Source organism: Cupriavidus sp. H18C2, assembly GCF_049393795.1.
Classification (GTDB): domain Bacteria; phylum Pseudomonadota; class Gammaproteobacteria; order Burkholderiales; family Burkholderiaceae; genus Cupriavidus; species Cupriavidus pauculus_C.
This window is the reverse complement of sequence record NZ_CP186012.1, coordinates 234,724-259,959: the sequence shown is the minus strand read 5'-3', so window position 1 is coordinate 259,959 and position 25,236 is coordinate 234,724. Positions and strand designations below refer to the sequence as shown.

24 protein-coding genes and 3 pseudogenes are annotated in these 25,236 nt (G+C 60.4%); 22 read left to right on the top strand and 5 right to left on the bottom strand.

From position 1 onward, the window contains the following. Positions 1-10 precede the first annotated feature (10 nt). The 8 genes and pseudogenes from EPAKOI_RS26565 to EPAKOI_RS26530 all read left to right on the top strand — a co-directional run bounded on the left by EPAKOI_RS26565 (position 11) and on the right by EPAKOI_RS26530 (position 6,669). Entirely contained in the window at positions 11-934 is a 924-nt protein-coding gene (locus EPAKOI_RS26565; protein WP_423194658.1) for an SMP-30/gluconolactonase/LRE family protein, read from the top strand. Further along, positions 931-1,788: an amidohydrolase family protein gene (locus tag EPAKOI_RS26560; RefSeq protein WP_423194657.1), complete on the top strand. Its 858-nt coding sequence runs from the start codon at positions 931-933 to the stop codon at positions 1,786-1,788. The genes EPAKOI_RS26565 and EPAKOI_RS26560 overlap by 4 nt, the downstream gene beginning before the upstream one ends. Before the next feature lie 75 nt (positions 1,789-1,863). Continuing rightward, the gene (locus EPAKOI_RS26555) at positions 1,864-2,823 is read left to right on the top strand and encodes a Bug family tripartite tricarboxylate transporter substrate binding protein (protein WP_423194787.1); all 960 of its coding nucleotides are present in this window, start codon (positions 1,864-1,866) and stop codon (positions 2,821-2,823) included. 3 nt (positions 2,824-2,826) lie between these two features. Then, on the top strand, positions 2,827-3,786 hold the full coding sequence (locus tag EPAKOI_RS26550) for an amidohydrolase family protein (protein ID WP_423194656.1): 960 nt from the start codon (positions 2,827-2,829) through the stop codon (positions 3,784-3,786). Positions 3,787-3,802: 16 nt separating this feature from the next. After that, positions 3,803-4,324, top strand: a pseudogene (locus tag EPAKOI_RS26545) (MFS transporter); the annotation flags it as partial. Positions 4,325-4,809: 485 nt separating this feature from the next. After that, positions 4,810-4,985 (top strand): annotated as a pseudogene (locus EPAKOI_RS26540) (DUF3363 domain-containing protein); the annotation flags it as partial. 131 nt (positions 4,986-5,116) lie between these two features. Next, on the top strand, positions 5,117-5,737 hold the full coding sequence (locus EPAKOI_RS26535; RefSeq protein WP_124687003.1) for a TetR/AcrR family transcriptional regulator: 621 nt from the start codon (positions 5,117-5,119) through the stop codon (positions 5,735-5,737). A gap of 53 nt (positions 5,738-5,790) precedes the next feature. Beyond that, positions 5,791-6,669 carry an NAD(P)-dependent oxidoreductase gene (locus EPAKOI_RS26530; RefSeq protein ID WP_124687002.1) on the top strand — a complete coding sequence of 293 codons (879 nt, stop codon included), beginning with the start codon at positions 5,791-5,793 and terminating at the stop codon, positions 6,667-6,669. A gap of 727 nt (positions 6,670-7,396) precedes the next feature. Here the strand turns inward: EPAKOI_RS26530 and EPAKOI_RS26525 are convergent. Then, entirely contained in the window at positions 7,397-7,900 is a 504-nt protein-coding gene (locus EPAKOI_RS26525; RefSeq protein WP_423194655.1) for a fumarate hydratase, read from the bottom strand. Positions 7,901-8,097: 197 nt separating this feature from the next. After that, complete coding sequence (locus tag EPAKOI_RS26520; protein WP_423194654.1) at positions 8,098-8,418, bottom strand: H-NS histone family protein; 321 nt, start codon at positions 8,416-8,418, stop codon at positions 8,098-8,100. Between the two features lie 1,387 nt (positions 8,419-9,805). On the opposite strand from EPAKOI_RS26520, the gene EPAKOI_RS26515 reads away from it, so the two are divergent. Both EPAKOI_RS26515 and EPAKOI_RS26510 read left to right on the top strand, forming a co-directional pair. Then, entirely contained in the window at positions 9,806-10,063 is a 258-nt protein-coding gene (locus EPAKOI_RS26515; RefSeq protein WP_423194653.1) for a hypothetical protein, read from the top strand. 281 nt (positions 10,064-10,344) lie between these two features. Beyond that, positions 10,345-10,782, top strand: a complete 438-nt coding sequence (locus EPAKOI_RS26510) for a GFA family protein (protein WP_423194652.1) — start codon at positions 10,345-10,347, stop codon at positions 10,780-10,782. 174 nt (positions 10,783-10,956) lie between these two features. On the opposite strand, the gene EPAKOI_RS26505 is transcribed toward EPAKOI_RS26510, so the two are convergent. Further along, on the bottom strand, positions 10,957-11,271 hold the full coding sequence (locus EPAKOI_RS26505) for a hypothetical protein (RefSeq protein WP_423194651.1): 315 nt from the start codon (positions 11,269-11,271) through the stop codon (positions 10,957-10,959). Positions 11,272-11,581: 310 nt separating this feature from the next. Here EPAKOI_RS26505 and EPAKOI_RS26500 point away from each other — a divergent pair, with 310 nt between their 5' ends. The 3 genes from EPAKOI_RS26500 to EPAKOI_RS26490 all read left to right on the top strand — a co-directional run bounded on the left by EPAKOI_RS26500 (position 11,582) and on the right by EPAKOI_RS26490 (position 14,609). Beyond that, entirely contained in the window at positions 11,582-11,926 is a 345-nt protein-coding gene (locus EPAKOI_RS26500; protein ID WP_423194650.1) for a helix-turn-helix domain-containing protein, read from the top strand. Next, positions 11,923-13,212: a type II toxin-antitoxin system HipA family toxin gene (locus EPAKOI_RS26495; protein ID WP_423194649.1), complete on the top strand. Its 1,290-nt coding sequence runs from the start codon at positions 11,923-11,925 to the stop codon at positions 13,210-13,212. Before EPAKOI_RS26500 ends, EPAKOI_RS26495 begins: the two co-directional genes overlap by 4 nt. A gap of 491 nt (positions 13,213-13,703) precedes the next feature. Beyond that, positions 13,704-14,609: a glutamate/aspartate ABC transporter substrate-binding protein gene (locus tag EPAKOI_RS26490; protein WP_423194648.1), complete on the top strand. Its 906-nt coding sequence runs from the start codon at positions 13,704-13,706 to the stop codon at positions 14,607-14,609. Positions 14,610-14,707: 98 nt separating this feature from the next. Here the strand turns inward: EPAKOI_RS26490 and EPAKOI_RS26485 are convergent, their stop codons facing one another. Beyond that, the gene (locus EPAKOI_RS26485) at positions 14,708-15,604 is read right to left on the bottom strand and encodes a MurR/RpiR family transcriptional regulator (protein ID WP_124686993.1); all 897 of its coding nucleotides are present in this window, start codon (positions 15,602-15,604) and stop codon (positions 14,708-14,710) included. 248 nt (positions 15,605-15,852) lie between these two features. On the opposite strand from EPAKOI_RS26485, the gene EPAKOI_RS26480 reads away from it, so the two are divergent. Then, positions 15,853-17,178, top strand: a complete 1,326-nt coding sequence (locus tag EPAKOI_RS26480; RefSeq protein ID WP_423194647.1) for an aspartate aminotransferase family protein — start codon at positions 15,853-15,855, stop codon at positions 17,176-17,178. A gap of 29 nt (positions 17,179-17,207) precedes the next feature. Next, a complete protein-coding gene (locus tag EPAKOI_RS26475; RefSeq protein ID WP_423194646.1) occupies positions 17,208-18,059 on the top strand; it encodes a 3-keto-5-aminohexanoate cleavage protein in 852 nt (283 codons plus the stop codon). A 200-nt stretch (positions 18,060-18,259) separates the two neighbouring features. On the opposite strand, the gene EPAKOI_RS26470 is transcribed toward EPAKOI_RS26475, so the two are convergent. Further along, entirely contained in the window at positions 18,260-19,321 is a 1,062-nt protein-coding gene (locus EPAKOI_RS26470) for a tetratricopeptide repeat-containing glycosyltransferase (RefSeq protein WP_253700435.1), read from the bottom strand. Between the two features lie 243 nt (positions 19,322-19,564). Here EPAKOI_RS26470 and EPAKOI_RS26465 point away from each other — a divergent pair, with 243 nt between their 5' ends. From EPAKOI_RS26465 to EPAKOI_RS26435, 7 genes and pseudogenes are all read left to right on the top strand, one after another. Next, positions 19,565-20,890, top strand: coding sequence for a tail fiber protein (locus EPAKOI_RS26465; protein ID WP_423194645.1), 1,326 nt, complete (start codon positions 19,565-19,567; stop codon positions 20,888-20,890). Positions 20,891-21,257: 367 nt separating this feature from the next. After that, positions 21,258-21,617, top strand: a pseudogene (locus tag EPAKOI_RS26460) (DesA/ISL3 alpha bundle tail domain-containing protein); the annotation flags it as partial. A 397-nt stretch (positions 21,618-22,014) separates the two neighbouring features. Continuing rightward, entirely contained in the window at positions 22,015-22,212 is a 198-nt protein-coding gene (locus tag EPAKOI_RS26455; RefSeq protein WP_124686989.1) for a type II toxin-antitoxin system VapB family antitoxin, read from the top strand. Beyond that, positions 22,209-22,583 carry a type II toxin-antitoxin system VapC family toxin gene (locus EPAKOI_RS26450; protein WP_423194644.1) on the top strand — a complete coding sequence of 125 codons (375 nt, stop codon included), beginning with the start codon at positions 22,209-22,211 and terminating at the stop codon, positions 22,581-22,583. Before EPAKOI_RS26455 ends, EPAKOI_RS26450 begins: the two co-directional genes overlap by 4 nt. A 391-nt stretch (positions 22,584-22,974) precedes the next feature. Next, entirely contained in the window at positions 22,975-23,286 is a 312-nt protein-coding gene (locus EPAKOI_RS26445) for an SIR2 family protein (protein ID WP_423194643.1), read from the top strand. Positions 23,287-23,867: 581 nt separating this feature from the next. Beyond that, on the top strand, positions 23,868-24,077 hold the full coding sequence (locus EPAKOI_RS26440) for a hypothetical protein (protein ID WP_423194642.1): 210 nt from the start codon (positions 23,868-23,870) through the stop codon (positions 24,075-24,077). A 457-nt stretch (positions 24,078-24,534) separates the two neighbouring features. Continuing rightward, the gene (locus EPAKOI_RS26435; protein WP_423194641.1) at positions 24,535-24,900 is read left to right on the top strand and encodes an NUDIX hydrolase; all 366 of its coding nucleotides are present in this window, start codon (positions 24,535-24,537) and stop codon (positions 24,898-24,900) included. The last annotated feature ends 336 nt before the right edge of the window (positions 24,901-25,236 follow it).

Sequence of the window (25,236 nt, the reverse complement as noted above, 5' to 3'; positions counted from 1 at the left end):
GAGACCCACGATGCTGCTGCTTGCGCGACCTGTCGTTAGGGATGCGACCGTGCTCACACGACTGCCAGAATCGTTTCGTCGGAGGGATCGGGATAACGCCTGGTCGCTCGCCAATCGCGGCGGGGCGCCCACCGATTCGTTCCTGGAAGGGCCGGTCTGGTCGGATGACCACCTCTGGGTGACCGACATTCCCTATGGACGGATTTTCCGCGTGTCGTTGCAGGGCGACTGGGATCTGGTGGCCGAGTTCGACGGCGAGCCCAACGGCATGAAGCGGCTGGCGGGCGGCGATTTCCTGATTACCGACTACCGCAACGGCCTGATGCGGCTGGATCCCGGCACCGGCACCCTCACGCCTTTCCTGGAGCGCCGCAACTCCGAGCGCTTCCGGGGCGTGAATGATCTGACCTTCGATTCGAACGGCAACCTTTACTTCACGGACCAGGGCCAGACCGGCATGCACGACTCTACCGGCCGCGTGTATCGCCTGGCGCCCGATGGCAAGCTCGACGTGCTGCTGGCCAATGCGCCCAGCCCGAACGGGCTGGTCCTGTCGCAGGACGAGAAGGTGCTGTACGTGGCAATGACACGCGGCAACTGCGTGTGGCGCGTGCCGCTACAGTCCGATGGCTCGGTCAGCAAGGTCGGCCAGTTCTTTACATCGTATGGGCCAAGCGGCCCTGACGGGTTGGCCATGCGCGCCGACGGCTTCCTGCTGGTGGCCAATCCCGGGCTTGGCTACGTATGGGTGCTTAACCATCGTGCGGAGCCGGTCGAGGTGATTCGCACACCGGTGGGGGCATCGCTGACCAATCTGTGCTTCGGCGGGGCCGATGGCAAGACGCTGCTGATGACCGAGTCCACGACCGGATCGATCCTGTGCGCGGAAATGCAGGAAGGTGGCGCCCCAGTGCATGGGGGACCTTTGGCATGAACACCGGGCCGATCCCCGTCGTCGAATTCACCGGGGCGTGCGACTGCCATATGCATATCTATGACAGCCGCTATCCGGTAGCACCGGGCGCGACGCTACGGCCCGCCAATGCATCGGTCGACGACTACCGCAGGGTCCAGCCTGTACTGGGCACGCAGCGCGTGATCGTGGTAACTCCTTCGACCTACGGCAACGATAACGCCAGCACCACCGATGCCGTCGCGGCGCTGGGCCGGTGTGCACGCGGCGTGGCCGTGGTGGTCGCCGACGTCACCGACGATGAACTGACGCGGCTGCATCGGGCCGGAATTCGCGGCATCCGGTTGAACCTGACGCTGCCCGCGCCGGTATCGCTTAACGAGTTGCCCACGCTGGCCGCGCGGATTGCCGCGTACGGCTGGCACGTCGAACTCAATCTGCCCTCCGAATGGCTGCCCGACGCGGCCGGCATGCTGGCTGCTCTGTCAGTGCCGATGGTGTTCGACCACTACGGCCATCTACCCCTCGGCAAGCCGCAGGCGGAGTCAGGCTTCCGCGTCATTGCAGATCTGGTGTCAGCCGGCAAGGCATGGGTAAAGCTGTCGGGTCCTTATATCGAATCGCTCGAAGGGGCGCCGCACTACGGCGACATGCAACCGCTGGCGGCGCGGTACCTGACTCTGGCGCCGGAGCGGATGCTGTGGGGATCGGACTGGCCGCACCCCTCGGCGCAGGCCAGGGGCAGCCAGCCGGTCGACGATGCCGCCGTCCTGCGCACGTTCCTGAATTGGTGTGGATCGTCCGACACGGCGCAGCAGGTGCTGGTTCGCAATCCGCAATCGCTTTACGGGTTCGAGGACCTTGTCCCGGCCTGAGTTGTCCCGCAAAGAAAAATTGGAGACATCATGTTCGAATCGCTTCACCTGTCGGACCGCGTGCGCAAGCTGGGCATGTCGGTGTGCCTGGCCGCCGCATCGTTTGCCGTGGGCGCGGCCCACGCACAGTCGGACTGGCCTGCCGGCAAGGTCATCAACTACATCGTGCCGTACCCGGCGGGTGGCACGACCGATATCCTGGCGCGGCTGATCGCGCAGAACGTTGGGCGGGCGCTGCATACCACCATCGTGGTCGAGAACCGCCCCGGCGCCACCGGCGCCATCGGCTCGGCCTTCGTGGCCCGCGCCGCGCCGGACGGCTACACGTTGCTGGGGGCATCGACCGCCTCCCACGCCATCAATCCTGCGCTGAATCCGAAGCTGCCATATGACGCGGTGAAGTCGTTCACGCCGGTGGCGCTGCTGGGGACCATCCCAAGCGTGCTGATCGTCGGGCCGAACAGCCGTTACAAGAGCGTCAAGGAACTGGTGGCCGCCGCCAAGGTCAACCCGGGCACCGTGAGCTACGCGTCGGGCGGCAACGGTACGATCCTGCAGATGTCGGCCGAGTTGCTGCAGCAGCAGGAAAACGTACGCATGAACCATGTCCCTTACAAGGGCGACGTCCCGGCGATCCAGGATGTCATGGCTGGCCATGTAGATTTCATGTTCGCGCCCACCGCACCGATTCTGCCGCACGTGCAGGCCGGCAAGCTGCGCGCGCTGGCCGTGGCCATCGCAGCGCGGGTGCCAAGCCTGCCGAACGTGCCGACGATGGCCGAAGCGGGCGTTGTGAACTTCGAGGCGGAACAATGGCAGGGTGTCTTTGCACCGGCTGGCACGCCTGCTGCCATCGTCCAGCGGCTCAATGCCGAGATCAACAAGGCTTTGAAGGATCCCGAGATCAAGGCGCAACTGGGCAAGCTGGGCATCAACGTGGTTGGTGGAGCGCCCGACCGGCTCGCCGAGATCCAGAAGGCGGATATCGCCAAATGGAGCCGCGTTGGCAAGGCGGCCAACATCACGCTGGAGTAAGCCATGGTTGACAGCATGCGACCGCAGGGATGGTCGCGCCGCCGGTTTGTTGCCGCATCGCTGGCCATGGCCGGTGCCGTACCGTTCTCGCGGGCGGCAGACCGGCAGGCGGTGCTGCACTCACAGGGAGACGAGCCGCCCGCGCTGGCGGCACCCGAAGGCGCGTGCGACTGTCATATGCATATCTATGATCCGCGCTTCGCGCCGTCGCCGCACTGGAAGAATCCGCCGCCCGTGGCACCGGTGAGCGCCTACCGCCAGTTCCAGAAGCGCATCGGCACATCACGCACTGTGGTGGTGACGCCCTCCACGTATGGCGTTGACAACCGTTGCACGCTCGACGCACTGCGTCAGCTTGGCGATGGCGCCAGAGGTATTGCCGTGGTTGACGCCGATGTGGCTGACGCGGAGCTGTACCGGCTCCGCGATGGCGGGGTGACGGGGCTGAGGGTCAACTTCGTCTCGGCGCAATCGTGGGGCATGACCACCCCCGAGATGCTGGAAGCGCTGGCCCGGCGCGTGAGCCCGCTTGGCTGGCATATCCAGATCCTGATGAGCGCCGAGCAGATTGCGACCCATAGTGCGATGCTGCAACGGTTGCCTACGCCCATCGTCTTCGATCACCTGGCCCGCATTCCTCAGCCGGCTGGCATCAGCCACCCGGCATTCGGCGTTGTGGCGGGTCTGATGCGCACAGGCAAGGCGTACGTGAAGCTGTCGGGCGCGTACATGGACACCGCAACGGGCGCGCCAGCCTATGCCGATGTGTCCACCGTTGCTCGCGCATTTGTCGAAACCGCCCCATCTCAGGTGATCTGGGGCAGTGACTGGCCGCACCCCACCGAGAAGCACAAGCCAGATGACGCCGTACTCTTTGACCTGTTGAAGCAGTGGGCGCCAGACGACGGCGTGCGCAGGCAGATCCTGGTCGACACCCCGGCCCGCTTGTATCAGTTTGCATAACAACCGGAGCAATACGTTGTACACCGCAGTAGCCGAACGCCAAGAGCCCAATCTGGAAGCCGATACGATCAGGAAGGTTGCCTGGCGCATCGTTCCCTTCCTGATGGTCTGCTACTTCTTCAATCTGTTGGACCGGGTCAATCTAGGCTTCGCGGCGCTGGAGATGAACAAGGACCTGGGATTCAATGCCGCCGTCTATGGACTCGGTGGCAGCATCTTCTTCGTGTCCTATTTCCTGTGCGAGGTGCCGAGCAACCTGGCGCTGCAGAAGGTGGGGGCGCGTCGCTGGATCGCTCGAATCATGATCTCGTGGGGTATGCTGTCGGGTGCCATGGCTTTCGTGTCGGGCGAGACGTCGTTCTATACAGTGCGCTTCCTGCTGGGCGCAGCGGAAGCAGGATTCTTCCCGGGCGTTATCCTGTACCTGACCTACTGGTTTCCGTCGACCTATCGTGCGCGGATTGTTGCTACGTTCATGGTGTCGATTCCGCTGGCGAGCTTCCTCGGGTCGCCGCTGTCGGCGGCGTTGCTGCACGTCTTCGACACACCTGCAGAACGATTCCATCAGACCGTTGCGTTGACCGGTTGAATTCACAGCCGAAAGGCGTCGCCCACCCCTAAGCGACCGTGCAGAATAGTTGCATGTCGCCCAGGCGCATTGCCGTGAACCTAATGCCTTGGCCGGCCTTCCAGGTGGACGTGGAGCCCGTTCGTTCGCTTCTCGGCGCGATGTTCGTTCGCTCGATCTGCGATCGCGGAAGCCGCCGCCGCACGCATCATAACCATCGACGGCCAGGATATGGTCAATCGTCTTCGGATGCTCGACGTCTACCGCAAGGCCGTATTGAAAATTGCTACTGAGGGTGAGTATTGGCGACCCAGTTGCGCGCGATGTGGAGGGCTGATGAAGCCGGTCACCAACGTCGACCCTTCTGGGGCTGTACAAATTACAGCCGCTTGAAGTGCCGATCGAAGATCGAACTGCGGCGTGCTTAACCTCGCGGAGGTGTGTCACGGTCGGCGGCCGGCATCTACCGGCCCTTCGTCATGCTTGCCAGCGGGCGCTACGCCATGCTCGATGACGGCATGGGCCTCAGGCGGTGCCGTGGCGGCCGGTGATCGAACAGCGGCTGGGGCAGCATCTTGCGGCAACAGCGCGCGGCGGCGGCGTGTTTTGGGAAACCGGTAGGCAACGAGGCGTCTTCACCCAGCTATCCAGCGAGAGCGTTCCAGTGTGGCATCCACCTTGGCTGGTGGTTGCCGCTCGACCAAACAGGCGGGGAGGTGCTATATTTGGAATCAAGCATTTCCAATATATGTTGTATCCGGCATGCCCACACAACCCTCAGCCGCATCATTCCCCCGCAGCAGGGGCCGTCCACGCGAGTTCGATGCCGACAAAGCGCTCGACCAGGCCGTGCGCGTGTTCAGCGAACGCGGCTACGCCGGCGCGTCGATCACCGACCTTACCCGCGCCATGCGGCTGGCACAAGGCAGTCTCTACAAGGCGTTCAAGGACAAGCGGTCGCTGTTCCTAGCGTCTTTCGACCGTTACCGCGCCCTGCGGACGGAGAAACTGCGACAGGCCATCGGCGATGGCGGCACAGGCCGGCAACGGCTGCGCGCTGCGTTGACCTTCTATGCGGAATCAGCCCAAGGAGCGACAGGCCGCCAAGGCTGCCTCGTCGTCAGCAGCACGGTGGCGCTTTCGACGTTCGACAAGCCCGTGGCCGACCACATCGCTGCCGCGCTGGCTCGCAACGAGTCCATGCTGGCCGACCTGATCCGCCAGGGGCAGGCAGATGGCTCGATCGCGACACACGTCGATGCCGAAGTCTGCGCACGGATGTTGTTGTGCCTGACGCAAGGCATGCGTGTGGTCGGCAAGACCGGGAGCAGCCGCGCTCAGATGCAGGCCGTCGTCGATACGGCACTCAAGGTACTGACCTGACTTTTTTACCAATTTAGGAAACGAACGATTCCATTTGATCAAGGAGCAGATGCATGAAGATCGCTTTCCTCGGTCTTGGCACGATGGGGCTGCCGATGGCCGCCAACCTGGTCAACGCCGGCTATGCGGTGCGCGGCTGGAACCGCTCTCCGGCACCGGCAGCAAAGCTGGCCACGCTCGGCGCGCAGATCGCGGCAACGCCCGACGAGGCAGCCGATGATGCCGACGTGCTGATTTCGATGCTCGCCGACGATGCTGCCACGCGCGCCGCCGTGCTGGACGCGGGGGCGCTGGCCGTGCTCAAGCCCGGTGCGATCCACGTCAACATGGCAACGGTATCGGTTGCACTGGCCGAAGAACTGGCGGCGCGGCACCGGGTGCAAGGCGTGGGCTACGTCGCCGCGCCGGTGCTCGGCCGGGTCAACGTGGCCGAGGCAGGACAACTCAACATCCTGGCCGCCGGCGAGGCGCGGGCGCTGGCCGCCGTGCAGCCGCTGTTCGACGTGCTCGGCCAGAAGACATGGCACATGGGCGAGCGGCCCGAACAAGCCAATGCCGCCAAGCTGACAGTGAACTTCATGATCGCGAGCGCCATCGGCACGATGGGCGAAGCCGTGGCGCTGGCGCAGGGGCATGGCGTGGACAAGGCCGGATTTCTGCAACTGGTCACGTCTACGGTGTTCGCCGCGCCGGTCTATAAGGGCTACGGGCAGGCCATCGCCGACGAACGCTTCGAGCCGGCCGGATTCAAGCTGTCGCTCGGACTCAAGGACGTGCGTCTGGCGCTGGAAGCCGCAGAGCAGGTCCACGTGCCGCTGCCGCTGGCCAGCGCGCTGCGCGACACCCATATCGAAAGCCTCGCGCACGGCGAAGGCCATCTGGATTGGGCCGCCTTGTCGCGCTCGTCGGCGCGCCGCGCCGGGCAGGCATGAACGCCGATGCCCAAGCCGTTCCGGCCAGCCTGTCGAGGCTGCCGGCTGCGCCTGCGGCCTGACGGCCGCCACTCTACTATGCGCAGCCGCTGGCCTACCCGATCGGTGCGGGTCTGGGGCGGTCGCCCGAGGCCACCGGTCTGACCGCCAAGCCTTCCACTCGACCAGAACTGTAGTGCATATCTATCGTGGGGCGCTTGCTCTGTCCAACCCCCATCACAAATCCCCATTTTTGGCCGGGAGACAGCGTGTCGTTCGTGTCTTGCGAAGCTGAAACGCGGAGGCATGGACACAGAGGCCTCAATGTGCAGCCACAACCCAACGTGGCGGATCGCCCATTACCGACTCGTCGATAGAGTGCTTTGCCAACGCTGCGGGAAGGAAAATACTGTGCCGCCCCGCAAGAATCGCCGGTTAGGTTCGACACAAGCTAATGCCACCTGGACATCGTCGAAATGGTCGTCAAAGTACCAATTCGGATGAGGTAACCAAGGTTGCGCGACAGCGTGCGGCGTACTTTTCAAGGGTTGCGGGTGATGCGTTGGGAGGAATGCGGAGAGTCTGCGGAGAATCGTCCAGCAAGCGTGGAGGCAGGTGGCCTTTATGCCCTGCGCATATTGAATCGCTAGAAACACGCCCCGGCGATCTGCGTCGGGAGAGAGACCTGAATTCCCCGCAATCGCCTCTTAGCAGCAAGGCGTCGCGGGGCGACTAACCAGGGCGCAAATTAGACCGCTACGGCGTCCGACGCTGCTGCGAGGGACGCCTTTGTACGACGAGTGGTCGGTGCCGACTTCTTGGCCGTCTTAGGCTGGGCGGGCTGTGCCGGCTTGGCGACGGCAGTGGACCGAGGGGTTTTCTCGGGCGTTGCCTTCGGGGTCTTGGCAGCGCTCGGGGCTTTTACCGTCTTGGACGTCGCCGTGGCGGTTGCCTTCTTCGCTGCGGGCTTCTTCGCGGGCTTGGACCTGCCCGACGCCGTTGCCTTGGCGGCAGCCTTTTCGGCTGCCACTGCCGCGCGAGCCGATTCCTTTAGCTTTTGCAGTTCGGCGCGTGCCTTAACGACGGCCTTCTTACCAGCAGCGGCTTGCTTTGCCAGATCTGCGCGCAGCTTGTCCAATTGCTTTTGTGCAGCCTTCACTTCGCGAGCCAGGACGCTGGCCTTCTTTGCCGGGATAGCTGCTTTCTTGGGCGTGCGTGCTTGTGTGGTTGCTGCGGTCTTCGTTACGGCCATTTAGAGTTTCTCCGTGGAAAGGGATTTTCGACGGAGGCGGAGTGTAGCAGCGAACGGTTGCAGATGCCATTCACTGCACATCCGCAATCTCGAAAAAGCGATTTCGCAAGCCGCAGCTCATCGTAACAGCTTGCAATCCTAACAACTCATGCCCAGGAAAATGCCTTCAGGGCATCAACATCAGCACTACACGCTTGTCAGGCAGCTTCCTCGGCAATCAGAAAACGCTTGGGATTCTTGCCAAGCCAAGCAGGCGCGCGTCCCCGACCGGACCACGTGTTGCCGGTCTTCGGATCCATGTACTTCGGCGGCAGCGGAGTCTTCGGCGCAGTACTGGAGCCGTTCTTTGCCGGACGGCCACGTCGGCGCTTACCAGCAATATCCTCGACACTTAGGCCGTAGTCGGCCATAAGCTCTTGGATTTTCGCGATGACACCAGCCACTTCTTCCGCTCGGGCTTCGCTGAGCTTTGCCTCCAAAGCGGCTTTTTCCGCCATCAGCTGCTTGTAGGTTGCCATGAAAGAACTCCGAAAAATAATGTGGATGAGAACCATCCTATAACAAAAACCTTCCCGCAGCGAATCATGGACGCGAACACGGCTGGTTGAAACTGTCTTCCTATGGCTAGGCAATCTTAAAATGATCGATGGATTGCCCTGCGCATACGGCTCGTTGCAGCCACTCTGGAAGTTCGCCTATTCCGTCCCAGCAATGGCCCTGAGCGTCTTTGTATTTCGCTGGTCCATGCATTGCATGGCGAGCTGTGCTCGACTCAAAACAACCTATGGCTTCAAGCTGAGCCAGCGTAATGCCATGGCGTGCCATGGCTGTGCGAATCCAAAGGATTGCATCGCTCTTGTCGCGCTGCGAGGCTTCATCCCCCGAAGCCGGAAATGGGTTGCCGACCGAGTTTTGCTTGGCGGCGGACGGGTTTGCTTGAGGCATACGGAGTATGTAATTGGCGAAATAAAAAAGTTCCGTACTAGTGAGGCAGGGCGTTTCGGGCCTAGCTGCCGTCGGCGGGCGTAGCCGACGGCATCGGTTCGCAATCGAAATGGGCCGAAGCATACGTCGCGTTGCATGCCCATACTTCTTCACCGTTGCGAACGAAAGTCACCCAAAGTCCGTCGCTGATGCATTCAGCGCCCGGAAATACTTCGTCATGTCCGTTTGGACCGTCCAGCGGAAAGGGCGCGTGAGGAACGGCCCAGTATCGCCCTGGGGCCAGGGCTGCAACTTGTTTCCTACTCATACACCTCGACTGTTTTCCTTGTAAGACCGCGATTCATTTCGGTGGGAGCCGGGAGTCACCGCTCAGCATGTTCACAACATCATGATAGCGGGTTGTGCGAGCCAGATGTCCGACTGGCTGGCCGCCATCGCGCCGTCCGGGTTGGCCAAGCGTACGCGATCCGACGGAGCCGGCACGGGCACAGCGGCGACCGTGTGAATATACAACGCTGCATCCATGAAAAATGGCCGCCGCAGGTGCAAAGGGCAGCGGGAGTATCAAGCGTGCATGAAACCTTGACCTCGTGGCGCGGCAAGTACAATGGGACCGACAAGAACGCTTCGACTAGCACATGGCCCCACTAACTCGCTTTGACCTGCGCATACCCAGTCCCCGCACCGGGAAACCTGTCCTGCCGCCTGTCAGTGCCCGGCGTACTTGTGCCTGCTGTAATCGCAAGATCGCTGAAGGGTGGGTCATGCCAAACGGCGACTCGCTGTGTGCGAACTGCGAGGACATGGTGGCCAGGGCGAAGCTTTACCGGTCGGAAACCACGAATGCTTCCCTGCAGGGATATCTTTCACACATGCGGCGCCTCAACGGCGTTGCTGTGGAGGATGGCGCAGTAAACTACCTGTCATCATTTTTCGGTCGATAACGCAAATAGGTGAGCCATGGAACTGACGCTTGAGCAGATCAAGGCGATATATCGGGAGGCGATTGACCCGCTCGCCAGAGATACGGAAGGTAAAGAGTGGTGGGAATCCGTCTCTGCCAATGTCACCGCGGTTGTGAAGGCTGACAGTGTCGCCGAGGCCGCTTCGTTCATTGCGTGGTGGCATTCCGATTGGGAATGGACTCAGATTGGCGATAGCGCAGTCCAAGCGGCGGAGCGTCTTCGCCTTGCTGCTAGAGTCGAGCTGGTGAACTGATGTGTCCGGCGGGGCAGGTCGAATTGCCGTCTGCTCCGTTGTCCTTGTCAGTTCATGCCGAGCAGTTGGGGCAACAAGCGCTGGACGCGCGTGGGCACCTGCGGCGCTCGGTTCCCGGTCGGGAGAGAGTTTCTGATCCCAAGCCCCACTTTTTCTGGTTTGTCGATCGCGCATAGGATTGGATATCCTGCTTTCCGTTTTCTTTGCGGCGGACCGTTCACCCGTCGGTAACTATGTCGCCGCGGTGGCTGGTAGACATCTAGAGGTGGAGGATCTTCAGTATGACGACCGATACAGGCAAGCGAAGCGGGCAATGCCATTGTGGGGCAGTGCGTTTCGAGGTAACACTCACAGAAGGATTCGATTCGGTTCGCCGCTGCAACTGTTCATACTGCCGGATGCGAGGGGCTGTGGTCGTCGCGGCGAAGTCTAGTGACCTTAAGGTACTTCGTGGCCATGAGGCGTTAAGCAGCTACCGCTTCAACACGGGAGCGGCCCAGCATTTCTTCTGTTCTTGCTGCGGCATTCACACGCACCTGCAACGGCGATCAGACCCAAACTTGCTTGGGGTGAACGTAGCCTGCTTGGACGGCGTCAGTCCGTTCGACTTCGACGAGGTGCCGGTCATGGATGGCATCAATAATCCAAATGACACAGGAGGGCGGGCACGGCAGGCGGGAATTCTGCGCTTTGTGGCGGCCACGGGCCATTCTGGTTGATACGCCGGGAGTTCGAGGGACAGCGGCAAGCCATGCTAATCGATCTTGCCCGGGTGCCAACGGCGAACGTCCACACCACTACAAGACTGGCCCTTTCACGAGGCAGGGTGTGCGAGGCGCCATCGACGCAAGTCCAGGAGCAAAGAACACGCTCTCCTGGGAAATCGTGTGGGCTTACCAATCGGCGATTCGGAATCGGGAACCGGTACTGTCTCGATATCGCATGATGCCGCGCTGCATGATACGACCCAGCAGGTTGCATACGAGGAGCGATTGCTTGCGTTGCACGACGCTAAGCAGGCCCACGTCCTCGGGAAACGCTTGGACTAGGAAGGCGTTCCGACCGTGGCGCCCCGGCAACCGGAGGCTTAGCCCTACATCGAGGATCATTTCACTGCGACACAGGCCGACAGGGATGCATGGCACATCAACATCCATGCGAAAGCCATCAAGGACAAACAGGTCGAGGATCTGAAGGATTTCGTCCATGCTAGGTGGTCGGCCTCAGAAACCCGGCAAGCAAGGTTACCTGGATGCGGCGTATGACCTCACTGCGGGCGATGCTGGCTAGCAAACAGTAAGGCGCCAACCGAAGAGATCATCGCCGGCAGCGCCAGAGGTGGGCAGCAGTGATAGCACCTGGCGGCCGGATCCAATGCCCGACGGAGGTAGTAGCGCTAGGTGCTGAATTCTGCACTCATAGCCTCTCGAACACTGTCGCCTCCACTTCGCCGCCCCAGCTCCCACAGCGCAGTTCCGACATAGCGGCATTGTTTGTTCGCCATTTTTCGTTGACATTATGGCGATTTTTGCCTATCTTCCCGTCATGCCTTCGATTCCTCCACGTCGCACGCCCAAACACACCCCTGTCCTAGTCAAGGCAGCCCTTGAGCGGTTGGGGCAGCGGCTGATCGTCGCGCGCAGGCTCCGCGAAATGACTCAAGAACAATTGGCCGCCTTCGCCGACGTGTCTCCGTCGACGCTCCGGTCGTTGGAAGATGGTGCGGATGGTGTGTCGATGGGCAACTTTCTGAAGGTGATGCAGGGGCTTCAACTGCTGGACCAACTGGAGCACTTGCTCGATCCAAAAGACGATCCTGAAGCGGTTGCCTTTGCCGAACGGCAACTGGGCCGTCGGAGATGAACGGCGTTCCGGTTTGGGCATGGCTCCCCGGAGAGGACAGCCCGACTCATGCGGCAGACCTCACTCTGGAAGGCACGCCGCGCTTTGTTTATTCCCTCGATTATCTTTCTCGGGACGACGCGCTTCCGCTTGACCCGGTTGAACTTCGGCTTGTGCGCAATGCTCGCGGGATTGCAATAGCCGCTGCGGACGGCCTTCCGGGGGTAATTCGCGACGCAAAGCCGGCCGGCTACGGTGCGGACCGTCTGATGGCTCATGCTGGAAAGGAGCTCACACCTTTCGAATTGCTCGAGCGGGGGGTGCCTGATGGTGTCGGTGCGATTGAGGTATGCACAGAGATCGAACGCAAGCTTGCGTGGAAGCCGAAAGGTTTGGAAGAGCTTCAATACCTGGCGGAAGAGTTGGATGCGGCAGATCCTGCAAGTCGCGCGCTACGGCGACTTAACGCTGACCTAGATACGAGCGCGGGTGGAGAGCGGCCAAAGGCGACACTGGTGCACGATGGACGGCTCTGGCTTGCCAAAATGCAGGATCGTGGTGACCGCTCGGCTATGCCGGCTCGGGAATTCGTCGCGATGCGACTGGCGCAAATGGCGGGCCTTGATGTCGCCCCAGTGGTATTGCCCACCTTTGGTTCCCATCAAGTCTTGCTCGTAGAGCGATTCGATCGCCGGGGCGACCCGTATCGGCCTCAGCGCCGGTTGTTCGCGAGCGCTCATACGGTCCTCCGGCTGCCTTTGGATGCGGTGCGTGGCGATCCGCGGCGGTCTTATCGCAATTTTGGTGATGCCTTGCGGGTTTGGGCGAAGGGCCGTGACGACCTGGCCAGACAGTTGGAAGAACTATGGCGACGGATGGTTTTCAACGCGCTGGTGGGCAATACGGATGATCACCCTTTGAATCATGGCCTCATCCACGAAGGCGGTGTCAAACGCAGCTGGCGCCTTGCACCGGCATTCGATATCACGCCAGTAATGTCGGCCCGGCAGCCCGGCGGTGCTGACGCTCCTGTGCTCTCTATGGCGACTGGTGCGGATGGACTCGCACGAGCCAGCGTGGAACGGCTTTCGAGCGCAGCCAGCCATTTCGGTATAGATCGGGAGGCAGCTATGTCTTGGATTTCGCTAACGGCGCGACTTGTGGCCGAACACTGGGAAACCATGTTGCGCCAAGCAGCCAAGCCAATCCTCGGGACAGGACCCAACCTGGATTCCCTGATTGCGGACGCACATTCTGCGTTCGCCTATAGCGAGCGCTTGTCATCAGCGTCAAATGGCCGACTGTAGTGTCGCGCTAGGGGCCATCCGGTCTCTCCCCCTTGGCCACGTGGTCGATCAGGTGTTCTCCGAGACGCAAGTTAATCGCGCTGCCACATAGGGCGGCCGGAGAGCCGCCCGCAATGGGACCCCTCTCGCATTTCCTGCCCCGCGAGGGTGTCACTCTGAATCTCCAGCAGCCGCTGCGCGCTGGGTAAAAGCGACCGCAACGGTCGCGTGATCAAGCACAACTCCCGCGCTAGCCCAAGGCTATGCAGTTCGTTCGAACGATCAAGCCTGGAAACGCTTTGCGCTGGTGTGCCAGCGCCGGTAGCATCGAGTAGTAGCCACCCTGCACCAGAAGCGTGAAGAGATAGGTGGTGCTCTCCACCTCGTCACGGTCGCCAACCCGTTTCGGTGCGATTTATATGTTTCATGGTTATCCATGATAGAACATATGTTGCACATGCCTTAGCATGAGTGCAATGCGGTCTATCTACAGTGCTACCTAGGAGTCAACCATGAGAACTCAAGCTCTCGCCGCAGTCGCCATCGTCGTGGTGGCTGTGTGCTCGCCTGCTGTGTCCGCAGCGGACGTGTCGAAGAGTCCTACACTATCTCGCATCAAGGAGTCCGGAGCGATCTCCATTGGGCATAGGACTTCGTCGATCCCTTTTTCTTACTACGATGCCAATCAGAAGGTCGTCGGATTCTCTCAAGACATCTGCGACAGAGTGATTGCGGCGGTCAAGAAAGAAGCGGGTGTTTCCACGTTGCAGGTGCGAATGATTCCAGTGACGTCGCAGAATCGGATTTCGCTGGTGCAGAATGGAACCGTTGATTTGGAGTGCGGCGTTACTACAAACCTCAAGTCGCGTCAGCAGCAAGTGGCATTTTCGACGACATTTTTCGTCGCTGGGACGCGACTTTTGGTCAAGAAAGATAGCCCGGTCCGAGACTTCTCGGATTTGGCGGGAAAGACGGTCGTCACCAACGCGGGGACGACGTCGGAGCGCATCCTTCGCAGGCTCAATGACGAGAAGAAGTCGAATATCACAGTTCAGAGCGCGAAGGACTATGGCGAATCGTTCTTGATTCTCCAGTCCGGCCGAGTAGCGGCCTTCATGATGGATGACGTCCTGCTGTCAGGAGCCAAGACGCTCGCTCCGAATCCTTCGGACTGGACCGTCGTCGGCACTCCCCAGTCGTACGAAGCCTACGGATTCATGATGCGGAAGGAAGACCCGGAGTTCAAAAAGGTCGTCGACTCAACGATCACCGCGCTGATGAAAAGCGGTGAGATCAACGCTATGTACGATAAGTGGTTCAACAAACCAGTTCCGCCGAAAAACATTAGTTTCGATTTCCCGATGAGCGGGGCGGTCAAGAAGGCTTACGAACAACCCAACGACGAGGCCTTCGAATAAAGCGTCTGGACAGACCAGGCCAAAAAAAAGTCTGGTCTTTCTCGGATACATTTGCCGTTGTCGGCTGCCCGAGGCCGACAACGGCCAACTCAGAACAGCTAACGGCGCCCGTTTTGGACATACGCGCCTGTCTGATTTAGCTGGCCTTCCGTATGCTCAAGCGCCTTGATGGCGCCCTTTCCTTTCTTGGCCAGCAATTGCTCCACGAGCGCCTCCGCCAAAGCAACGCCTGCGGCTATTGATGGGAAGAAGGATGGGCTGTCATTCGAGAAGAGTAGCGTGCAGTCAGCTCGCAGCGCGATGGGCGCTACTGTGCTGTCAGTGAGCGCGACGACGCTGCAGCCTGCATCGCGCGCAGCGTCCGCGACGCGCACGATTTCTGCACTATATGGCGCGAAGCTCGTGACGACTACCGTATCTTTTCCGGTCAACGCCCGCAATTCCATCTCCAAAGTCCCGGCGTCGCCGCGTATCAGATGCACGGTCGGCCTAAAAAGCCGGTAAACATAGTGCAACGTGAAGGCGATGGGAAAGCATGATCTGAAGCCGGCAACATGCACGTTGGCAGCAGTGCTCAGGAGTTCGACCGCTTTCGACATTGCCGCGGAGTTGGTATCTCGCGTGACATCTAGGTTTCGATGTTGGGTATCGAGCATTTCCGCCAGCATGCGGCTTGCGCTGCTACCTTGCACAACCTTCCGAGCGCGCTTTGCATAAGGTTGTGGGCCCCCACGTACGGAATCCACGAATAGTTGGCGGAGTGCCTGCCAGCCCTCAAAACCAAGATGCTGGGCAAGTCGCACCAAAGTGGCAGGTTGAACGCCGGCATCGGCTGCGATCTTGCGCATCGACAGCAGAGGGATTTCCTGGGGGTGATCGAGTAAATACCTCGCGCCGCTTTGAAACTGAGTGCTGAGACTGGGGAACTGCTCCCTCATCTGGCTCAGCAACTCCTCTAGGTTGTTCGGCGGTTCGATGGTGGTCGCTTCTTTCATGTTCTAGCTCATCTTGCCTTGGCATGTAACGATTGTTGCACAAGCAAAGTCAGTTTGCAGGCTTTCTTGATCCACAAGCCGCCCTTGTAAATGATCTGCGCGTATCAACAAACTGCCTGCGAGCAACAAACGTTGCAAATTGCCAGTTGCTTACTTATACTTTGCACATCGAAGGTGTTCCCTCTCAGAGCCCTTCGATCTCTCCCTGGTGCGGAGCAGGTTTTTCGTCCGATCCCAAATATAAAACTATGACCAAGGTATTCCATCGCAATCCGCGGCAGTCTCTCCCCATTGCGGTAGCCGGACAAGGCGTTGAGCTTATCGACAATAAGGGCAAGCGTTACATCGACGCCTCGGGTGGCGCAGCGGTTTCGTGCTTGGGACACGGGCATCCGCGCGTGATCGGCGCGATCAAGCAGCAGGTGGATAACATCGCCTACGCGCACACGTCCTTCTTTACTACCGAGGTGTCGGAGACTCTGGCCGAGACCCTCGCTGAAGCAGCGCCAGGCGATCTAAATCACGTCTATTTCGTCTCGGGCGGATCGGAAGCGGTCGAAGCTGCTTTGAAACTGGCGCGACAGTACTTTGTAGAGATCGGACAGCCCGAGCGCCGGCATTTCATCGCTCGTCGGCAGAGCTACCATGGGAATACTCTGGGAGCCCTTGCTATCGGCGGTAACGCATGGCGCCGTGAGCCGTTTCTGCCGTTGTTGGTACCGTCGCATCACGTGGCGCCATGCTATGCCTATCGGGATCAGCGAGCAGATGAATCCGCCGAACAGTATGCGCAGCGTCTAGCCGACGAGCTGGAAGCTAAGATCCTGGAGTTGGGATCGGAGACCGTCGCGGCTTTCGTTGCGGAGACCGTGGTTGGAGCGACCGCCGGCGCGGTTGCGCCTGTCGGGGGCTACTTCCAGAAGATTCGCGCGGTATGCGATAAATACGGTGTACTCCTGATCCTGGACGAAGTGATGTCGGGCATGGGGCGTACTGGCTATATGTTCGCTTGCGAAGAGGATGGCGCCGTCCCCGATATCGTGACAATTGCCAAGGGTTTGGGTGCAGGCTACCAGCCGATTGGGGCTATGCTGTCCTCTGGCCGGATCTACAACGCAATTGTTCAAGGGAGCGGATTCTTTCAGCACGGCCACACATATATCGGGCACGCCACAGCCTGCGCTGCAGCACTCGCTGTGCAAAGAACGATTGTTGAAGAGCGGCTCTTGCAGAATGTACAGGCCCGTGGCAAGCAACTGCGTGCTCGATTGCGTGAAGTGTTGGGTGCTCACCCGAATATCGGAGATGTCCGCGGTCGGGGTCTGTTTGTCGGCGTCGAGTTTGTGGCTGATCGCGCGACGAAAGAAACCCTCGACCCCGCGCTCAAGCTTCACGCCAAGCTGAAGTCGACAGCGATGCAGAATGGTCTGCTCATCTACCCCATGGGCGGGACGGTCGACGGGATTCGTGGCGACCACGTTCTCTTTGCTCCGCCCTTCATCAGTACCGAGGACAATATCGAGCAAATCGTCGAACGATTTGTGATGTCTGTCAATGCTGTACTGCCACTTTGAATGCGTCCTTTGAGGTGAGATGAACACCCATGACTAACTCGACGAAACGTTGTCAGTATGCCTTGGCGGTAGCGCCGAATGGCGCGCGAAAGACGCACCTGGACCATCCGCAGTTGCCCATCACTCCGTCGGAGCTTGCGCGGTGTGCCCAGGAGTGCCTGGACATTGGCGCAGCAATGATCCATCTGCACGTGAGGAAGGCGGATTTCACGCATAGTCTGGAAGTATCACACTACGAAGCCGCGGTTGCTGCGATCCGGAAGGCGGTGGGCGATCGGCTTGTGATTCAGCTCACAACGGAGGCCGTTGGGGTTTATAAACCGTCGCAGCAAATTGCGACGATCAAGACGTTGAGGCCGGAAGCGGCGTCCGTTGCAATCAGGGAACTCGTGCAGGTCGACGAGAGCGGCAGAAATACGGCTGGCGAATTCTTCCAATGGATGCGTAGTGAAGGGGTAGTTGCTCAGTACATCTTGTACGATGCGGATGACGTCAACCGATACGCCGAGCTTCGCAAAGATGGTCATATTCCGAAGGATGGGCACTGGGTGCTCTTCGTGCTTGGCCGCTATTCTGTGGGCCAAACCTCATCCCCTTCTGATCTGCTGCCGTTTCTGGCTGCTTGGAAGGCAACGGGAATGGACAAGACTGCGACGCAGTGGGCGGTGTGTGCATTCGGGAACCTGGAAGCCGATTGCGCAGCAGCATCCGTGCTTTTAGGCGGGCACGCACGAATCGGCTTTGAGAACAATATGCTCTTGCCGACGGGGCAGGTTGCACCTAACAATGCGGCTCTGTTGCAGGCAGTGAGAAAGACTGTGGATGCATGGGCGTACAGCCCTATGGACGCCTACACCCTTAGAAACTTGACCTTCCAGTAATATCGACGACCGGCGGGTCAAGCTTATAAAGCTAACTCGCGAGGGTAAGCAGGTTGCGGAGCGCCTTGAGAAGGCTACGTCAGCGCTAAGAGTGAGGCTGCTTGGCGATATTCTCAAAAGGATGTGGATACCGCTACGCGTGTGCTGCGGCTTCTAGAGGAGCGTTCGATCCAGTATTTCGCCCTAACACGCGCATTGCGCTAGATGCCAAAGTACTGGCAGTTGGCCTCAATGCGGGCTCGTTCGCTTTCGGGAAACTGCCGCTCTTCGAGCAGCCGCTGCAACGCCAGGCGGCCTTGCTCGATGGCGCTAACGTAATAGGCGCTAACGACGAGTTCATCGATTGCCCGCCAGGTGTAGACGGAATCGTCGATAAACAGCGTGTCGGCTGGACGCGGCATGGCGGCGGCCTGCTGCGCGAACAGGTGCGCAAGCGCGAATTCGCCCCGCAGCCGGTGGTAACGGGCCAGCGCGCAGAGCGGCTCCGCGCGCGTGGGTCGCAGCTGGTAGGCATCGAGATAGGTCGCCTGCACTACGGCCGGGGCGTCGCCGCGGCGTTCGCGCAGCGCGCCGATCTGATAGCGGGCGAACCAGACTTCCTCTTCCCAGCCGCCCATCGCGGTGCGTGCCTCATAATGGCGGATGGCCTCGTCAAACATACCCGCATCGCGACAACTTTGCGCCAGATAGAATCGGTAGCGTGTATTGCGGGGCGCCTCGCGGACGGCCTTCTCCAACACCTCGATGTCGCGCAGATACGTGTGCGGATCACGCGCGCGTGCGCCGTCGCGCGATACGACAATGGTGGCATGAGGTAGCACATCCCAACGGTGCGCTCTGTCCTGCGTTAGGAATTCGTGCAGCACGCCCTCCCAACGCCATGGCTGGCGCGCGCGTACCAATGCGTTGCGCAAGTAGTGCCAGCCGTCAAGCTCGCAGCGGAACTGGTAGCCGTCGGCCTGCAGATCGGGCCATGCGAAATCGACGTCCATGCGCAGCGTCTCGTCGGCGTCGATACACAACAGGTAGTCGTCCGCACCTTCCATGGCCGTGCGGGCGAGCGCCATGGCCTCGTTGCGGTTGTGCGCGAAGTCGCACCACGGCCGCTCATGCAGGGTGCCCGGCAGGTCTGCCATGAACTGGCGGATCGTGTCCTGCGTGCCGTCGCTTGACCCCGTGTCCACGATGACCCAATGGTCGATCCACGGTTTCACGCTCGCCAGACAGCGCTCGATCACTGGAGCTTCGTCCTTGACGATCATGTTTAGGCAAATGCGGGGCACGTGAGACTCCGAGTGGCAAAAATCCGGGCAAAGCATACCCGCTTTGCTGGTCGTTCGCGAATCATGTGCGCGGCCTGTCTGCCCCTCCGAGGGGGGGTGAAAATGCAATGCCCCGTTTGATCCAGTCATCGCTAACATGCTGGCCGCCACGAGCAGCGGCCGCGCATACCGCTCCGGAGGCCAAATCCTCAGAAATCCTCCACTCTCACGGGAACGGGAAAAATGAAAAAACAGCAATGGGCTGCCGCCCTTTCGATCGCCACGTCGGTACTTCTTGCCAGCTGCGGTGGTGGCGACGACTCAGGAACAAACGCCAGCACTCCGACGGCACTGCCGGCAGCCACTATTTCGGGCACTGCAGCCACGGGTGCGCCCATCACCAACGCGGCGCTGACGGTCAAATGCGTCAGCGGTCAGACAACGGTCACCACTGGGACGGACGGCAGTTGGAGCACTTCCACTGCAAATCTGGCTCTGCCGTGTGTGTTGCGCGTAACTACAGCCGCAGGCGAAGTGTTGCATTCGTACATCGAAAGCGCCGGCACCACCAATGTCACGCCGATCACCGAGCTGGTGGTCGCGGCCGCGACCGGCAATGCCGATACCGCAGCATTCTTCGCGAGCTTCTCGACGGTCTCCGCCGCAGCCGCCAGCGACAAGCTTGCTCTGGCCATCACGCAGGTTAAGCAGCGCCTGTCGTCGCTGGGTGTCGACGCCGATTCTCTGAACCTGTTGAACCAGAAGTTCAATCCCCGCAACGGCGATAACTACGACGATCGCCTGGAAGAGATCGCATCAAAGCTCAAGCTGACCAATTTGACATTGGCAGCGCTATCGAGCGATGTAGCGCAGGGCAGGGTGGGGCCGGTTGGCCCCACTGGCGCAACGGGTGCTACTGGCGCTACTGGCGTGACGGGTGCAACGGGCGCAACTGGTGCTGCGGGCGCGAACGGTGTGGACGGTTCGACCGGAGCGACGGGTCCGCAGGGTCCGACCGGCGCAACGGGGGCTCAGGGCAATACGGGTTCCAACGGCGCAACCGGTGCGACTGGGCCGACCGGCGCCACGGGCGCCACCGGTTTAAATGGCGCGACAGGCGCAACGGGCGCGACCGGTGCAACGGGTGCAACGGGTGCAACGGGTGCAACGGGTGCAACGGGTGCAACGGGTGCAACGGGTGCAACGGGTGCAACGGGTGCAACGGGTGCGACGGGCGCGACGGGCTCCACAGGCGCAACCGGCGCCACAGGGCCGGCCGGCACGGTTCCCGGGTTGGGCAATAACGAACCCTCCGTGGGCGATGGCGTCAGCGGCGACTGCACGATGGCCACGGTATGGCTCTCCGCCGCAAGCTTCGCGGCTGGTGGGGTGCGTGCCGACGGGCGCGTCCTGAGCATTCAGAACAACCAGGCACTGTTTGCGCTGCTGGGGGTCAAATTCGGCGGCGATGGCGTCACCAATTTCCGGCTGCCGGATCTCCGGGCGCTAGAGCCGACCGGCCTGTACTACGTGATCTGCACACAGGGAATCTTCCCGGGTCGCCCGTAAAAGAGTTCTTTCCCGATGGGACACCTGACGAGCATGAAATCCAGGTGTCCCAATGCCATGCAGATCAGGTTCGAGCGTCACCCCAAATGAGACCTTCCTACCGGGCGTCGGCGCAAGGGCACCATCCCGGCGAGGGGCGCGGCAACGCTGGGCCCACCGACTGGGAGTTAGCTGCGCGGAGGGAGGAGCGGGCCATCGATTGAGCGGGGTTGGCCCTGTACGTTCGGATGCTTCTGCGTGCTAATGGCAAGGCGATGCGGCACCTGAGCCTAAGGATGTTGGCCTCCGCCAATTTGCTGATCCTCTTGTGCTAACCGGCCAGCTTGTCGGCGGCTTCTTGCAGGCCGTTGAGGATGGAATCGGCCACATGCATTGGAAACTCCGCCGGAAGTCGCGCGCGAACCGCCGCCACGGCCCCGGGCGTGCGCGCCACCAGGTCGTCGATCACCGCCTCCACGCGGCAGCCAGCGGGCGCCACCACACCATGAGTGACCCTCAAGCCGTGCATCTGAACGAGGTGCTGCAGGCCAATCAGCCGTTGCTGACGGTCTACATCCTGAGAGACGAGCTCAAGCGACTGTGGTTCTACCGCCGCCCGGGATGGGCGCAGAACGCTTGGGAGCAGCGGTGTGAACAGGCAAGCCAGAGCCGGATTCCTGCTCTCGAACTGTTCGCCCAGCGCCTGAAAGCCTATTGGCACGGCATCATCAGTGTTTGTCTTCAGCCAGATCCCACAAGGGGCCCATGAAGGTGAATTTAGATGACGTATGGCGCATGCCTAGAACTGCCGCCGGGCGGGACGGACAATCGCTGCCCCGCCGCTCATTTGCTCGCGCAGCTTCACAAAAAGGCGCTCAGATTTAACTTCTCTGCGCTTAGTTTCTTGAGGAGTCGCTCGGCTGCAGAAGCCGACGATGCAGGGTTTTGGCCTGTAATCAGCAGGCCGTCGCTTACGTACGTACGTGCCACTTAGATTTCAACGCGGCTACGTAGCTCTCTCCGACCTTGGCTGGCGCTGATTCAACGCGACTACAACATGGCGGCGCCCGGCACGGATCAGCTTCCGTAATCGCACGGTTGATGCTAAAATTAATGCGAAATCGCATCATTTTTGGAGCAGTGATATGCGCACTACCGTCACAATAGAAGATTCGCTCTACGAGCAAGCCCTTGAGTTGGCCGACACGTCCATGGACCGGACGGACCTGTTTCGGGAGGCCATCAAAACGTTCGTGCGTGTCCAAGCCGCTAAACGGCTGGCCGCACTGGGTGGCGCGCAGCCCGACATGCAGGAGATTCCTCGCCGGGCGCCGTCGCTATGATGGTGCTGGTTGACACATCGGTGTGGGTCTCCCACTTCAAGCGCAGCAACACGGCGCTCGTCGCCTTGCTGGAGTCGGATCGTGTCCTGTCGCACCCGATGGTGCTGCTCGAACTCGCTTGCGGCACGCCTCCGGAGCCGAGAAGCCGCACGCTGGCTAGCGTCGGCCTGCTCCAGCAGGCGAACCAGGCCACGCTTCCGGAGGCGATGGCGTTTGTGGAGCAAGAACGGCTATATGGCGCCGGATGCGGTCTGGTGGACGTGATGCTGCTCGCTTCGGCCCTGCTGACGCCGCAGGCGCGGCTTTGGACGCTCGACAAGCGGTTGGCCGGACTGTGCGAGCGGTTTGGCGTGGAATACCGGTCAAAGTAGGCCGCCTCACAGGGCGGCTTTCGGCCTTCCGAAAGTGTCTCTATTGCGATAAGCCTTCTTATCACAATGGGTGCGGGCTAAAGAGAAATCGCCCCGGCGGTGGTTTGACAACATGTGCCGATCACCTATGCTGGAAGCCGTGCTCCTGTTGGGGCACCCTACCTTCGCCGCCGCACGCGTCCCTAACGTGTGCGGTTTTTTTGCTACTCCGCACCATGGAGGGGTTGCGCATACGCCGCCACTTCGTCAGCATTCGTTGCTGGAAGACCGCTTCGATCTGATCCCTTAAACCGCGTCACTGACGCGGTTTTTTTCTTCTGACTGGCTGGTAGCGACGCGAGCAGAGCCAGCTCGCCTGGTAGCGGCGACCCGCTACATTCGCGACGGCTACATGAAGGTTATCCTGACCACGAACTTCGACCGGCTCATGGAGAATGCGCTGCGCGAGGAAGGCGTCGAGCCGGTTGTCGTTGCCTCGGTGGATGCGCTGGCCGGAGCGGTGCCGCTTCCGCATGCTAGCTGCTACCTCGTCAAGCTGCGCGGCGACTACAAAGACGCTCGCATTCTCAATACCGATGCCGAACTGGCAGCCTACCCTCCCGAGTACGATCGGCTGCCCGATCGTGTCATGGATGAATACGGGTTCATCGTATGCGGCTGGTCGGGTGAGTGCAGCAAGGACACCTCGGTGAAGGCGCATTGAGAAGGATGGCGTCCTCGCTTCAAAGGCGAGTAGACGCATATCCCGCCTTCACAGATGACGAGAAGACGTTTCTGCGTCAGCAAGTCCAACAGGTTCCCCGGGGCCGAAGGGAGGCGCATTTTGGCATCAGAGACCTCGTTGCGCGGTAACCGGCACCGTCCTACGCCTTAAACAGAGCGAACCAGAATACGTGATCTAATGTCCACGCTTTTACTCAAATGTCGTACGTCGGCTACGAAGCCGACGAGTACGGAGACAATTCAACGGCCGCTTTGCGCCCACTCGGCCTCCCCCGCCAAGTCACCAACGCCTTACCGGAGACCCTTCAAAAACATGGCTCCGCCACAAACCGCACGCCGTGCCTACATCTGAAGGGAAACCGTACAACGATGTCTGTAGAAGGAGGTATATGGTCCTAGACTACTCCTGAATTCCGCGAGTCAAAGAGGTGGTCGTCCGCTCACTGACGAGTTGATCGCGCCACGGTCGGGCGCGCGATAGCCGGTTATCATCCAAGGCTTCACACCTCCTAAATGGCAGAGAGCTTAGACAGCGCACTACACAATGACAATGCAACTTTCATGCAAATTGTGCTCGAATCGATGTCATCTGCCGAGGATGCTATGGAGCAGGATCTGGTCATGCGCAGCCTGCAGCGGCTTGGATTTCTACAGTCGCGTCAGTGCTTGGCCGACGGCGCCTGGCTAATCGACGTGGACGCTGATTTGATGGCCGATCTCGCCCAGACGGCGGCGTTGTTTCCGAACATCCGGCTGAGTACCGTACAGTAGCAAGCGAGCCCGACCCCTAACAGGGAGGGGGCGTCGTGGCAGCCGGTCCTCGCACAAGCACATACTTCGGCGAGACAATTCTGCCCGCTTTCACTTGGTGACTTCGTGTCGCAGCAGTATGCTCGAGGAACGGCGTATTAGGCTCAGTGTTGAATTGACGGTTCGTTTGGAGCGAAAAGCTTGCTTCTCGCTGCCTTAGGGGTAAAACGAATACATCAGGAGAAGACTGGTAATGGACCATTACCTCTTTCACAGTAGGGGGCGGCCCGGGCAACCGCATCATGGCGCGAACTACTACTGGCTGATGGCCGCACTGCTGCTCATACCGGCTCTTGCTTACGTAGCGTGGGAACTGTTTTCTGCCTAGTGTGTTCGGACGAGCGTTCGAAATATTGGCGGACGTTTGGAGGGGGTAAAATCCGCCGCTTCCTGCGCACAATGTCCGAGACGGATTCTCATGCGCCCAAAGATCAGAGCGACCATTGTTTGTGTTCGGGGCGGTCGTGTCCTGCTAGTGTCGAAGGACGGCACGCGCTGGGCACTCCCGGGAGGACGTCCCAATCCCAAGGAGGTCCTGGCTGACACTGCCGCTCGGGAAATGCTGGAAGAGACTGCACTAAAGGTCAAGAAACTGGTGTTCATGTCCCAGTTTTTAGGCGCGACGACCGTGCATCATGTGTTTCTCGCAGCTGTAAGCAAGTCGATCGAGCCGCGCCCATGCAATGAAATTAAAGCGTGTCGTTGGTTTGCATTGGACGAGCTTGATCAACTGAATATTAGTCTCACGACGAAACGCATCGTGTCGGAAGCGCTCGCGGTATAGCGGTGCTCTTTGCCACTGTAGTATCTGAAGCTGCCTTTGACGCGGCTTGATCAAGATGGCATTTTGCCCGAGACAACGAATTCACCACCACTTCCGGGCGAGCCGAGTAGGCGCTGGTAAAGAATCCCGATGGCTGCTCCAGATTCATGTACGTGCGGCTGGACTGGAATGACGTTCTCATATTTGCCTCTCATCGGGGCCCCATCGGGCCTGCAGCATGGGTAGGCGTGTTCGCGGCAACGGGGGTGCGGCGACCTGTCACAAGAATGAAACGGCTAGGCTTGCTGCTCAGCGAGACTTAAGGGTGAGAACGCGGCAGCGTGCGTTCCGCGCAAA

Bases quoted from the DNA above. Each gene is read 5' to 3' on its own strand.
- EPAKOI_RS26535 (WP_124687003.1), top strand. From the start codon at position 5,117: ATGCCCACACAACCCTCAGCCGCATCATTCCCCCGCAGCAGGGGCCGT.
- EPAKOI_RS26440 (WP_423194642.1), top strand. From the start codon at position 23,868: ATGCAAATTGTGCTCGAATCGATGTCATCTGCCGAGGATGCTATGGAG.
- EPAKOI_RS26505 (WP_423194651.1), bottom strand. From the start codon at position 11,271: ATGGACGAAATCCTTCAGATCCTCGACCTGTTTGTCCTTGATGGCTTT.
- EPAKOI_RS26500 (WP_423194650.1), top strand. From the start codon at position 11,582: ATGGCGATTTTTGCCTATCTTCCCGTCATGCCTTCGATTCCTCCACGT.
- EPAKOI_RS26510 (WP_423194652.1), top strand. From the start codon at position 10,345: ATGACGACCGATACAGGCAAGCGAAGCGGGCAATGCCATTGTGGGGCA.
- EPAKOI_RS26480 (WP_423194647.1), top strand. From the start codon at position 15,853: ATGACCAAGGTATTCCATCGCAATCCGCGGCAGTCTCTCCCCATTGCG.
- EPAKOI_RS26550 (WP_423194656.1), top strand. From the start codon at position 2,827: ATGGTTGACAGCATGCGACCGCAGGGATGGTCGCGCCGCCGGTTTGTT.
- EPAKOI_RS26495 (WP_423194649.1), top strand. From the start codon at position 11,923: ATGAACGGCGTTCCGGTTTGGGCATGGCTCCCCGGAGAGGACAGCCCG.
- EPAKOI_RS26520 (WP_423194654.1), bottom strand. From the start codon at position 8,418: ATGGCAACCTACAAGCAGCTGATGGCGGAAAAAGCCGCTTTGGAGGCA.
- EPAKOI_RS26530 (WP_124687002.1), top strand. From the start codon at position 5,791: ATGAAGATCGCTTTCCTCGGTCTTGGCACGATGGGGCTGCCGATGGCC.
- EPAKOI_RS26485 (WP_124686993.1), bottom strand. From the start codon at position 15,604: ATGAAAGAAGCGACCACCATCGAACCGCCGAACAACCTAGAGGAGTTG.
- EPAKOI_RS26435 (WP_423194641.1), top strand. From the start codon at position 24,535: ATGCGCCCAAAGATCAGAGCGACCATTGTTTGTGTTCGGGGCGGTCGT.
- EPAKOI_RS26525 (WP_423194655.1), bottom strand. From the start codon at position 7,900: ATGGCCGTAACGAAGACCGCAGCAACCACACAAGCACGCACGCCCAAG.
- EPAKOI_RS26475 (WP_423194646.1), top strand. From the start codon at position 17,208: ATGACTAACTCGACGAAACGTTGTCAGTATGCCTTGGCGGTAGCGCCG.
- EPAKOI_RS26450 (WP_423194644.1), top strand. From the start codon at position 22,209: ATGATGGTGCTGGTTGACACATCGGTGTGGGTCTCCCACTTCAAGCGC.
- EPAKOI_RS26515 (WP_423194653.1), top strand. From the start codon at position 9,806: ATGGAACTGACGCTTGAGCAGATCAAGGCGATATATCGGGAGGCGATT.
- EPAKOI_RS26565 (WP_423194658.1), top strand. From the start codon at position 11: ATGCTGCTGCTTGCGCGACCTGTCGTTAGGGATGCGACCGTGCTCACA.
- EPAKOI_RS26560 (WP_423194657.1), top strand. From the start codon at position 931: ATGAACACCGGGCCGATCCCCGTCGTCGAATTCACCGGGGCGTGCGAC.
- EPAKOI_RS26490 (WP_423194648.1), top strand. From the start codon at position 13,704: ATGAGAACTCAAGCTCTCGCCGCAGTCGCCATCGTCGTGGTGGCTGTG.
- EPAKOI_RS26555 (WP_423194787.1), top strand. From the start codon at position 1,864: ATGTCGGTGTGCCTGGCCGCCGCATCGTTTGCCGTGGGCGCGGCCCAC.
- EPAKOI_RS26445 (WP_423194643.1), top strand. From the start codon at position 22,975: ATGAAGGTTATCCTGACCACGAACTTCGACCGGCTCATGGAGAATGCG.
- EPAKOI_RS26465 (WP_423194645.1), top strand. From the start codon at position 19,565: ATGAAAAAACAGCAATGGGCTGCCGCCCTTTCGATCGCCACGTCGGTA.
- EPAKOI_RS26470 (WP_253700435.1), bottom strand. From the start codon at position 19,321: ATGATCGTCAAGGACGAAGCTCCAGTGATCGAGCGCTGTCTGGCGAGC.
- EPAKOI_RS26455 (WP_124686989.1), top strand. From the start codon at position 22,015: ATGCGCACTACCGTCACAATAGAAGATTCGCTCTACGAGCAAGCCCTT.